Annotated in this window: 16 protein-coding genes; 6 read left to right on the forward strand and 10 right to left on the reverse strand. The window is 45.0% G+C overall.

Features of this window, described 5'->3' with window-relative positions:
* Positions 1-490: 490 nt before the first annotated feature.
* From wrbA to BM095_RS06335, 5 genes are all read right to left on the reverse strand, one after another.
* Positions 491-1,159: an NAD(P)H:quinone oxidoreductase gene (gene wrbA, locus BM095_RS06315; protein WP_245757832.1), complete on the reverse strand. Its 669-nt coding sequence runs from the start codon at positions 1,157-1,159 to the stop codon at positions 491-493.
* A 101-nt stretch (positions 1,160-1,260) separates the two neighbouring features.
* Positions 1,261-1,860 carry an alpha/beta hydrolase gene (locus BM095_RS06320; protein WP_091659050.1) on the reverse strand — a complete coding sequence of 200 codons (600 nt, stop codon included), beginning with the start codon at positions 1,858-1,860 and terminating at the stop codon, positions 1,261-1,263.
* Positions 1,857-2,807, reverse strand: coding sequence for a ring-cleaving dioxygenase (locus tag BM095_RS06325; protein WP_091659052.1), 951 nt, complete (start codon positions 2,805-2,807; stop codon positions 1,857-1,859). Before BM095_RS06325 ends, BM095_RS06320 begins: the two co-directional genes overlap by 4 nt.
* A 127-nt stretch (positions 2,808-2,934) precedes the next feature.
* On the reverse strand, positions 2,935-3,381 hold the full coding sequence (locus BM095_RS06330) for a MarR family winged helix-turn-helix transcriptional regulator (RefSeq protein WP_091659055.1): 447 nt from the start codon (positions 3,379-3,381) through the stop codon (positions 2,935-2,937).
* A gap of 421 nt (positions 3,382-3,802) precedes the next feature.
* Positions 3,803-4,810, reverse strand: coding sequence for a sodium:calcium antiporter (locus BM095_RS06335; protein WP_322787600.1), 1,008 nt, complete (start codon positions 4,808-4,810; stop codon positions 3,803-3,805).
* 391 nt (positions 4,811-5,201) lie between these two features.
* On the opposite strand from BM095_RS06335, the gene BM095_RS06345 reads away from it, so the two are divergent.
* The 3 genes from BM095_RS06345 to BM095_RS06355 all read left to right on the forward strand — a co-directional run bounded on the left by BM095_RS06345 (position 5,202) and on the right by BM095_RS06355 (position 6,455).
* The gene (locus BM095_RS06345) at positions 5,202-5,669 is read left to right on the forward strand and encodes a GtrA family protein (RefSeq protein WP_091659063.1); all 468 of its coding nucleotides are present in this window, start codon (positions 5,202-5,204) and stop codon (positions 5,667-5,669) included.
* Positions 5,670-5,753: 84 nt separating this feature from the next.
* Positions 5,754-5,933 (forward strand): YjzC family protein, encoded by a 180-nt coding sequence (locus BM095_RS06350; protein ID WP_091659067.1) that lies wholly within the window; start codon positions 5,754-5,756, stop codon positions 5,931-5,933.
* Between the two features lie 189 nt (positions 5,934-6,122).
* Entirely contained in the window at positions 6,123-6,455 is a 333-nt protein-coding gene (locus BM095_RS06355) for a four-helix bundle copper-binding protein (protein WP_091659819.1), read from the forward strand.
* A 190-nt stretch (positions 6,456-6,645) separates the two neighbouring features.
* Here BM095_RS06355 and BM095_RS06360 read toward each other — a convergent pair whose 3' ends face one another.
* Positions 6,646-7,080, reverse strand: coding sequence for a DUF2935 domain-containing protein (locus tag BM095_RS06360; RefSeq protein ID WP_091659069.1), 435 nt, complete (start codon positions 7,078-7,080; stop codon positions 6,646-6,648).
* Between the two features lie 231 nt (positions 7,081-7,311).
* Here BM095_RS06360 and BM095_RS06365 point away from each other — a divergent pair, with 231 nt between their 5' ends.
* The 3 genes from BM095_RS06365 (at position 7,312) to cynS (ending at position 8,793) form a co-directional block, all read left to right on the forward strand.
* Positions 7,312-7,884, forward strand: coding sequence for a DUF2975 domain-containing protein (locus BM095_RS06365; protein ID WP_091659072.1), 573 nt, complete (start codon positions 7,312-7,314; stop codon positions 7,882-7,884).
* 11 nt (positions 7,885-7,895) lie between these two features.
* On the forward strand, positions 7,896-8,108 hold the full coding sequence (locus BM095_RS06370; RefSeq protein ID WP_091659075.1) for a helix-turn-helix domain-containing protein: 213 nt from the start codon (positions 7,896-7,898) through the stop codon (positions 8,106-8,108).
* 238 nt (positions 8,109-8,346) lie between these two features.
* Positions 8,347-8,793 carry a cyanase gene (gene cynS / locus BM095_RS06375; protein ID WP_091659078.1) on the forward strand — a complete coding sequence of 149 codons (447 nt, stop codon included), beginning with the start codon at positions 8,347-8,349 and terminating at the stop codon, positions 8,791-8,793.
* Positions 8,794-8,848: 55 nt separating this feature from the next.
* On the opposite strand, the gene BM095_RS06380 is transcribed toward cynS, so the two are convergent.
* From BM095_RS06380 to BM095_RS06395, 4 genes are read right to left on the reverse strand one after another with little or no spacing between them, the layout of a single operon-like run.
* Positions 8,849-9,139: a hypothetical protein gene (locus tag BM095_RS06380; RefSeq protein ID WP_091659081.1), complete on the reverse strand. Its 291-nt coding sequence runs from the start codon at positions 9,137-9,139 to the stop codon at positions 8,849-8,851.
* A gap of 12 nt (positions 9,140-9,151) precedes the next feature.
* Positions 9,152-9,334, reverse strand: a complete 183-nt coding sequence (locus BM095_RS06385; RefSeq protein ID WP_091659083.1) for a hypothetical protein — start codon at positions 9,332-9,334, stop codon at positions 9,152-9,154.
* Positions 9,335-9,348: 14 nt separating this feature from the next.
* Positions 9,349-9,585 carry a hypothetical protein gene (locus BM095_RS06390; protein WP_091659086.1) on the reverse strand — a complete coding sequence of 79 codons (237 nt, stop codon included), beginning with the start codon at positions 9,583-9,585 and terminating at the stop codon, positions 9,349-9,351.
* A gap of 10 nt (positions 9,586-9,595) precedes the next feature.
* Positions 9,596-10,009 (reverse strand): hypothetical protein, encoded by a 414-nt coding sequence (locus BM095_RS06395; protein WP_218151613.1) that lies wholly within the window; start codon positions 10,007-10,009, stop codon positions 9,596-9,598.
* Between the last annotated feature and the right edge of the window lie 142 nt (positions 10,010-10,151).

Raw genomic sequence — 10,151 nt, forward strand, 5'->3', positions numbered from 1 at the left:
GAACCCCAATGACGACCTTGAACAATTGTATTCCTTTGTCTACGTAACGAAGTGTGGGAGAAAGAGAAACTCCCCGGGTCATGAGACAATATTTTTGATAGATTCTTATATTTCTTGTCCTATGAACCTTCCATAAAGCAAATATTCTTTGATTTTCTATCCATTGATGCTCCATGAACATTGTTTTTCCCTTTCATGAGACGAAAAGTCCTTGGAATCCTTGTTTTTCTTGTCTCATGACAGCTTCATAGAGCAGGAATTACTTACTTTCCGCCTGATACTTGTCCTATGAACCTTCCATGGAACATAATTTCTTTGGTGTTTTCTATTTTCTTGCTCCATGAACCCTGGATTTGCTTTCATGAGACCACCTTTCCTTTGAATCCTTATCTTTCATGTCTCATGAACCAACCCTTCCACTCTGAACCATAGGACGACACTAAAAAAAGGTGAGGATCTTCTCCCCACCTTTGCTAACTGACGCTCTGTATTATTGTTGTCCTTGCTTCACCCAAGAAGCGACAGACACCGTACGCTTCGCTTGGTGCTTCACTGCTTCTTGCACGTCTTCTTGCATGTTGCCTTCCTGGTCTACAGTGACACTGACGCCGTATGGATTTCCGCCGGAAGAAAATTGTACCGCATCTGAATATCCTGGAGGTACAATGATCGCGCCCCAGTGCATCATCGTCGTGTAAAGAGCTTGAACCGTAGCTTCTTGTCCGCCATGCGGGTTGCTTGCGGAAGACATACCGCTCACTACTTTGTTGATGAGTTTTCCGTTAGCCCAAAGTCCGCCTGTTGTATCTAAGAACTGTTTCATTTGAGCAGGGATGTTCCCGAAACGAGTTGGCGCGCTGAAGATGATCGCGTCGGCCCACTCGAGATCGTCGTTTGTTGCGACTGGCACGTCTTTGGTTGCGTTGATGTGTTCTTTCCAAGCTGGGTTGGACTCGATGGCTGCTTCTGGCGCAAGCTCTTCGACACGCATGAGCTTCACGTCCGCTCCTGCTGCTTCAGCGCCTTCTTTTGCCCATTGTGCCATTTGGTAGTTGGTTCCTGTTGAACTATAATAAATCACTGCTAATTTTACGTTTTCCATTGGTTGATCGCTCCCTTGTTTGGTTTTATCTTTTTTTAAGAAGTCAAAAATACCCATTTGCTACACCACCGCATTTATTTTCTTATTCGTTTCTTGTGGCCATTTCCTCGTCTGACGTGTTCGACACACCTCCTTTATTAGGATAACCATGGAACGTGTTACCCTATTTGGTTGTACCATTCGGCGGCTTTCTCGATTTCATTTCTCGTCAGTTGATGGCCGTGATGTTCCCAGTGCACTTCTACGGATGCCCCGGCCTTCTGAAGGAAATCAGCTAATTCTTCTGTCTCTTCCGGCTTACAGATCGGATCATTCGTCCCGGCGCCGATGAAGACGGGAAGACCTGTTATATCTGGCAATTCGATGCCTCGTCGTGGAACCATGGGATGAAAAAGGATAGCTCCTTTCAGCGCATTCTCATAATGGAACAATAAGCTCGCTGCGATATTCGCTCCATTCGAATAGCCAACAGCCACGACATTCTGACGATCAAATCCATGCTCCTGCGCGGCGTCATCGAGAAAGTGATGCAGTTCTTCGGTACGATGAATGAGATCTTCTTCATCAAATACCCCTTCTGCGAGCCTTCTAAAAAAGCGGGGCATCCCATTTTCGCTCACATTTCCTCGGACCCCTAACACGGAAGCGGAACCGTCGATCATGCCTGCGAGAGGCACTAAGTCTGTCTCTGTTCCTCCTGTTCCGTGCAAAAGAAGAAAGGTTGTATCGTTTTTCCCTTGTTGAAAAATATGCTTCATTCGTTTCCTTCCTTTCTATTTCGAACCGTCACCGGTCGCAGCATGCCTTCGATCCGTGTACGGTGAACTTCCAGCCATTCCGGCAATTTCAGTGTTTCACCGAGAGTTTCTAACGGCTCGTCTCGTGTGAAGCCGGGCGGATCTGTTGCCATTTCAAACAATAATCCTCCGTGCTCCCGGAAATAAATCGAAGTAAAATAATCTCTATCTTTTATTTCTGTCGGGAAGTATCCTTGATCGGATAAATGCTTTCCCCACTCCAGCTGATCTTCCCCGTCTTCCGTACGAAATGCGATATGGTGAACCGTACCCACGCCCATTTCGCCGCGGGGACTTGCGCTCAGCTTGATATCGATGACATTTCCAAAGGCGCCCGAGGAGCGGAAGCGTAAATAATCGTTCTCCTGCCCTTCTTTCTTGAAACCCATACCGCGCTCCAGCAGCTCTGCTGTTTTGTAAGGAGCTGCGGTACATAACACGGCTCCGCCGAAACCTTTAATCGCATGCTCCGATGTCACCCCGTTGCTTTCCCACGTGCTAGGATTGCCATCTTCTCTTGCGACGATTTCTAAACGTAGGCCATGGGGATCATCAAATTGAAGAAAGTCTTCTTGAAACCGTGTTTCTTTTGTCACCTCAACATCGAAGTCTCGTAATCGCGCTTCCCAATAATCCAAGGCATGCTCCGGGACGACGAAAGACGTGATTCCAACTTGCCCGGTTCCTATTCGTCCCTGCGGAGCACCGGCCCACGGGAAGACGGTCATGATCGTCCCAGGCTCTCCCTCTTCATTTCCAAAATAAAAATGGTACGTTCCCGGGTCATCAAAATTGACGGTTTGTTTCACAAGCCGGAGTCCTAACACTTCGGTGTAAAAATCAAGATTCTCTTGAGGGTCCCCAACAATCGCCGTAATATGGTGAATCCCTGCAGTTGCTTTAGCCATGGTTGGCACCTGTCTTTCCAGTTATTTTTCTTTCATTTATCTTTAATTCGAGATATTATTTTAAAAAAATTTATCTTTGTTGTTTGGGGGGGGAAGCAGCTTTCCCATGATGAAAAAGCTGACTTACCTAGTCCTTCAACGAAAAGCCGACTTTTTTTAATAATGTTATCAATGTTTGCTTTTCCTCTTCTTCCAGCACATTAAACATTCCTTGTACAGCTTTCTGGTGCTTCGGGAAAATATCATCCATCAGCTCGGATCCTTTTTCGGTTATGCTTGCGTAAATGACTCTCCGATCTTTCGGACAACGTCTTCGCTCTAAATAATGTTTCTGTTCGAGCTTGTCTACCACATACGTAATGCTGCCGCTCGACAACAATATTTTCTCACCAATTCGTTGAATCGGCTGATCTCCCTTGTGATACAAAAGCTCGAGCACCGCAAATTCCGTCGGGTTCAATCCATGCGTGCGGATGTCTTCTCTAATTTTCTCTTCGACCGCATGTTGGGCACGAGAAAGAACAACTAGAGATTTAAGTGAAAGATCTTCGTTGTTATGGCGTGATTGACTCATGGTCACCCTATCCTTCGTTCAATTATCTTGAATTCAAGGTAATAATAAATCATCCTAATGGTAATGTCAACCGTTAGGGTCCCCTCTCCATATGTATTTATCCAGCGAAAACCGGTGTTTCCTCGTGAAAAAAAGACCAAAGAGGTTGGGACAAAAGTATTTAAATGAAAGATAAATCCGAACAACTTATGTTGTCGCTTTGTCAAAATACTTCGCTTTCCGCGGGCACGGCTTCAGCTTCCTCGGAAAGCGAAAACGCCTTTCCTGCGGGATCTTCAGCTCGTGCTGTTCCCGCTGGAGTCTACGTATTTTGACTACGCTGATACACTGCGTTTATGAAACGGGTGACTCCTCCAACATGTGATCGTTCGTCTTTAGAGTTGACTATTCTAGTTTTGTCCCAGCCTCGTTCGTCGAGTGATTACCCTAAAAAAAGGAAGCTCACGACCGCTACATAACTGGTGACCGCGATGATCGACGGAAAGAGGTACGTGAATCTGTTCCGCGTATGATCCCGTTTGATGATGACCATCACCATTATCGTCAATATGATCCCCACGAGAGACACATACATTAATTCATCACTCGTATCGAGCCATATGCTTCCGTTTACGTAGACGAGATCCGCTATCGCAATCACTAAAAGATTAAACACGTTGCTTCCTAAAATCGTTCCAATTGCCATATTCACGTTGGCGAGCTTCAAGGACATGAACACGCTCATCGCATCAGGGATGGACGTAGCTAATGATGCAAAAATGCTTCCAACCGTAGTAGCGCTGATTCCAGTCGTGTCGGCCATCACATCCCCCGATATCGACAACACACTTCCGAAAAAGAAAATAAGAATCGAAAACAGAAAAAACCCTATCACTGCTCGTTGTACACTTATCTTCTTTTCGCTTTGCTTCGTTGGGTTTTCGCTGTCCGAAGAAGGTTCTATGTTTTCTTGTTGCTTTTTTGATACAAATCGCATACCTGCAATATACGTCACGACAATCGCTATACTCGTGAGACTCATAGTAAACAATGACACCGAAACATGGACACTCAGTCCAATGACAGTGAGAATACAGAGGATAAGCGCAATCATCCCCGTATAGATATGGTCATGTTTTACACGAAGAAACAAGCGTTGACTCCGAAAGTAAATATCCAACACGAACAATATAAAAATGTTAAATAAAATGCTTCCCAGTCCATTCCCCACCGCGATATCCGCGTTCCCAATAAGCCCTGCGGATACGGTAATGGTCAGTTCCGGTAAGGATGTAGCCGTAGCAAGAAGAATCGTACCTGCTAACAGGCCGCCCATTTTTGTTTCTTTACTTATAATATCCGCATATTTCGATAGTCTGATAACAGACAGTGCGGATACGACCGCTGATATAATAAAAACAATGATGGAAATCGATCCAGCGTTCTCAATAGCTTCCTCTCTCCTTTACCTCTTTCATGGTTTGCGTTTTTCGACCTGATAGATGGCGCTAATTCTCTTTCTTCCCCAAGTATGTGGACAAAAAACGCTTCTCCTTTATCCAATCATTGGAACTTCCTGAGAGCACCTAGGTGAACCGACCGTGACATGTTTGTGACAGGAATAGACAGGCTGGGCCCGCCCCCCTATACTTTATGGAAGCAACCGCTTTTTCTGTTGCTCCTTACCCTTGTTCTTCCCACAAAAAAGAGAGTAAGGAGGAACATGCGGGGGTACATAGAACAAAAACGCAAGCGCCTTGCTCAGGAGCGCTAGGGTCAGGCGCTACATCTTGAACACGACAACACATACACTTTCCTAACTTCCCGAGGGGGATACCAATGTGAAAAAGCAAGTGTTTCAGTTTAGTTCGATCGGTGTCTTGAATGCCATCATCGACATCGGGGTGCTAAATCTGCTTCTTTGGATATGGCCGACCACGGATAATACATCGCTCTTCTTTTTTAATTCCATTGCCTATTTTCTTGCCATTGCGAACAGCTACTATTGGAATGCACGGTTTACGTTTTATCGGTTTTCAGACTTCGGTTGGAAAGAAAAATCCCTTTTTCTCTTACAGGCCATCATCGCTTGGCTCGTCAACAATTTCGTTTTCATCGCCATCTTGCATTTGTTTTCTGAACAAGCGTACCTCCCAATCCCTGCTTTTCTTTCGCAAAATATCGCAAAAGGACTCGCGATGTTTCTCTCTTTTACGAGCAGCTTTTTTATGATGAAATACGGGGTGTTTCGCTCACGGGAGCAGGCGGAGTCAAAGCGCCGGGAGAAGCAACATTTTTTTATGCGGTGAAAAAAGAATAACGAGAAAAAAGTTTACGAAAAGGGATGAGGTGGAAGGAGAACAGTGAACCAATCATCATGGAGGTGTTCTATCATGGCACAAAATCGTTTTAAAACAGGCGAAGAAGCCCCACAAAGTGGAAAGTATGAAGTGAGCGAATTAGTAAATGAAGGCACTCCAGAAGAAAACACAACAATTGACTTGGAAAAAGGAGAACGTTTCCCTCCAGACCCATCCAGCAATGATGCGGCGTATTGGGTGAAAGCGTCCTAATGCATCGATGACAAATGCATGTTTAAATAATACACGGCTTCAGCCTCCTGCAGGTTGGAGCCGTTTCCTGTGGCAGCCCGTCCATTCTATGTTTGAGACAAGAAGATGACAGGGTAACTGTTAAAGGAGACAATGGAAGATTCACACTCATCTTCTTTTGTACGACCTTCTACACTTCGCGAAGAAAGGATGATAGTGGTGACATACGAAGAATGCATCAAAGAATGTCTGAACTGCATGGAACAGTGTAACCTGTGCTTTGATGAATGTTTAAAAGAAGAGGACGTCACAATGATGGCCACGTGCATTCGCCTGAACCGAGAATGTGCAGATGCTTGTGCTTTCGCTGCGAAAGCGATGCAAAGCAACAGCCCTTTTGCGAAAGAGATCTGCAGGTTGTGTGCGGATATTTGCCAGGCTTGCGGCGACGAATGCGCCAAACATAACGAGAAACATTGCCAAGACTGCGCAGAAGCATGCCACCGTTGTGCCAAAGTGTGCCGTGAGATGGCAGCATCCTAAACGAACAAAAGCGCGGGCGCCTTGCTCACGAGCGCCAAGTGCTGGAAAGCCGCTGGCAGCAGCCGCTTTTTGGCTTCTGCCAGTTGCCTGAAGCGACCTCGAACCGATGGCGCCTTCTTCCCTTTTCATCATAAAAAAGGTACCCCGCTGTTTTCAGCATGAGGTACCTTTTTTGATTAATCTTTGCTTGTTACATCTGCCCCTTTTGATACAAAATTGTTTGGGCAATGCCAATGAAATACTCGGATTCCCTTATGATATGATCCAGTACCACTTTCGCAGTCGGATTTCCGCTGACAGCGCTGCTTTGATTTTTGATTTGCTGGCAGAGCTCGATAAAATCCTCACTCTGCTGCAGACAGAAGGCAACGAGGTCTAACACATCCTTTTCCAAAGACGGGGATATCGTATAGTTCGACCGAATCACGGATTCAATAAACCGAACGATACGCTGATGTGTTTCCCCGAGCGCTTTTTCCCACGTATTGAGCGCATCGACATACACTTTTTCCAACCCTGTCACCAATTCTCGAATCACTACGGTATGTTCTTCCTCTTGCTGCTTCCAAAATTCCGCTTCATCCAATATTCTCAACGGCATTTGCGAGCCATAGTAAAATTGCATGTTACTCCCTCCCTTGTTTCACTACTTCAACCTATGATCAGAGTTCGTTCTTTATGCGGACATGCTTCTATTTGAAAAGATTCTCTAGTTGAACGCGGATCCCTCCCAACTCTCCCTTTCATCTTTTTCATTACATTTTTATCGATAATCGATAAAAAGTTATTGAATAACAAATGTGAATTGTGCTACAGTGTAGTTGTAATCACATACAAGAAAGGTTGGAATCCTGCTATGAAATCACCTACTATTTTTTACATTGGATCGTGGATATCGCTTATTTTTGTCTATTTTGTAGGACTCTTAGGCTTATTCACCACATTAGAGCACGCTTCCCGGTTATGGTTTCCGGACAGCGCTCTCGCTTCTACATTTGGGCGGTTTGAACCGATATTCGGCTCACTGGATGTACGTTTCACCGATCAACCGGCTCTTTATGCGAAAGATTCGTTTATCGCTCTTTCTTTCGTAAGTAACATAACGGTTATGATTCTTGCCGCACTTGTCGCATGGTACTTACATAAATTACTACGCAACATCTATCGAAACAGCTTATTTATGTTTGAGAATGTATCGATTTTTTACAAGCTTGGTTTCATTATTTTGATTCTCGGTTCAGCGGCTCATTACATCGACGGGATGATGGTATCCCAAGCCATTCGTGAACTGGCTATCACTAATGCCTTTCTCACCATTCCTAACCTCTTCTACATTGATACGGTGGTGGCGGGAGTATTTCTTATTCTTCTTGCTTCAGCTCTAAACGTTGCTGTAAAAGCCGTTGAAGAAAATCGACAAACGATATAGGAGCGTCCCATATGATACGTGTAAAATTAGATGTGAAGCTGGCTGAGAGGAAAATGTCACTAAATGAATTATCGGAAATCGTCGGTATTACCCCTGCGAACTTGTCCGTCCTGAAAAACGAGAAAGGAAAAGCGATACGCTTCTCTACCTTAAACGCGCTTTGTCAAGCACTCGATTGTCAACCAGGAGACTTATTGGAATACATTGCCGACAATGAATCCTAATTGTTCTGGCTGATTAAATTACAAATAAAGCACCCCCAACTTTTTCATCGTTGGAGGTGCTTGTGATGGGGAGTTCGTTACACTATATGTACCCCTCTGGACAAGTATGATGCTTTTTTTACCTTTTTCCTAAGTTCGCCAGGGAAAGAAGATGTAAAAATAAGGAACGTGTGCTATGGTTAAGATGACATTTACTATTTGAAAATTTGTATAATTCAACAAAGGAGGACTGTGCAGAATGGATGAGGCACGATGCAAAGAAAGAATCCTATACGCGAAACAAGAAAAAGGATTCTCCTACGAGGAGCTCGGACAGAAGGTGGGCCGAAACAAAGTATGGGTGGCTGCTGCGATCCAAGGCCAGGCCTCAATGGATGAGGAAGAGGCGAATGTTTTAACCAAAACCCTGGACCTCCAAGAAGACGAAATTGTTTCCTATCTTACATCAATACCAACGAAAGGGTCCATTGACAAGGACGTTCCCGTGGACCCGTTAATCTATCGATTCCACGAAATCACACAAGTGTACGGCACGACGTTAAAAGAAATCATCCACGAGGAATTTGGCGACGGCATTATGAGCGCCATTGACTTTACAATGGATGTCGAGAAAAAGGAAGACCCGAATGGCGACCGGGTTATTGTCACGATGGACGGTAAGTTTTTACCTTATAAGAAATGGTAAACGGGAGGGTACGGGCAAGGTAGATATTTCTGCCTTGTCTGTGTTGGCGCTTTTTCTACAAGTAAAATGTAAATAGCCCCCAGCAGAATAGTCCTATAAATGCAATCACAAGCAATATATCTTTGTATCGTTTGGCGGCAGGATAGAGAAATAGTTTGCTGATCGAATAGATCACACCCAACACCGTGGCGGAGAATACGAGCGTAATCCCTATCCACTCTTTCATCTCCGACATTTGGACCAACCACGTGGTTAGCACAAATAAGAGGACGAGCGCTTTTTTTGTTATACTATATTTTCGATCTTCAAAAATTATTTCTTTCCATGACACACGCTTTTCTTCCATGCCGTCCCCCTATCAATTCTTGTCGTCACGATTCGTTTTTCTAATGGCGCCTATCACCAGAAAGGTGAGGAAGCCGCCCGTACTCATCGCAATCGTTTGTCCCCATCTTACGTCTTCCCCTTGCCAAAGACTAATGAGAATCATCGTGATCACAACACCTGTCACCCAAGCGAGACCAGATTTTAATGCGGCCATGGCTCACTCCTCCTTCATTTCTCCCGATTCCTTTTCCGATACCATGTGTAAAAAAGAGCGACGATCATACAAACGATGGTTATCTTAATCGAAAAACGAAGCAGGTCCAGTATGTATTCCATTCCGTCTTTTTCGTAGAAGGTATACCCTCCGCGCTGCTGCCTTGTCCCGGTGGTATCGATAAATAAAATACCTAGAGCAAGAGAGACGATAAATCCGTATATCCCCGTTTTTACTAGTAAGCGTTCCAACGTATCCCCCCTACGAATGATGAAATGTTTTCTCTTTCTCATACCAGCGGGCCACCCCTGTGAACCCACTGAAACACAACAGGAGCAAGCAAACGGCAAGGAGCTGTCCCGTCGAGAGACTGCTAGCGATCTCCCACGGCGAGCGTCCATTTCCCACATATTGAGAAAAAAGGATAATAACAAGAAATATTACGAACGACTGCAGCCCCTCTCTCCATATGAGAGCAGAGCGACCTCGATTTCTTAGTTTCCCCCATTTTCTGCGGGCTCGTCGTTGGTAGGCGTCCTCCCACCTCAGCCTGTAGAAGAAGTACGGCATGATTAGAAAGACCCCGAGGTAATACCCCCCGACATGATATAAGTCGATGAGCCCCGGCAATCCAAGCAAAACAAAAATGATGAGCACCACGGACACATGTTTCACGTTCATCTCCCCCTCCCCTCATCTTACCGGGAATGTACCGAAGGGGAAACCAGTGATTTCTTACTATGTCTGCACGCTGCCTCATAAAAAATCTGCAGCCCGGACATCTCTGTCGTATGCGCACCCTTTTTCTATGTTGTGT

It is taken from the genome of Alteribacillus iranensis (assembly GCF_900113025.1).
GTDB lineage: Bacteria > Bacillota > Bacilli > Bacillales > Marinococcaceae > Alteribacillus_A > Alteribacillus_A iranensis.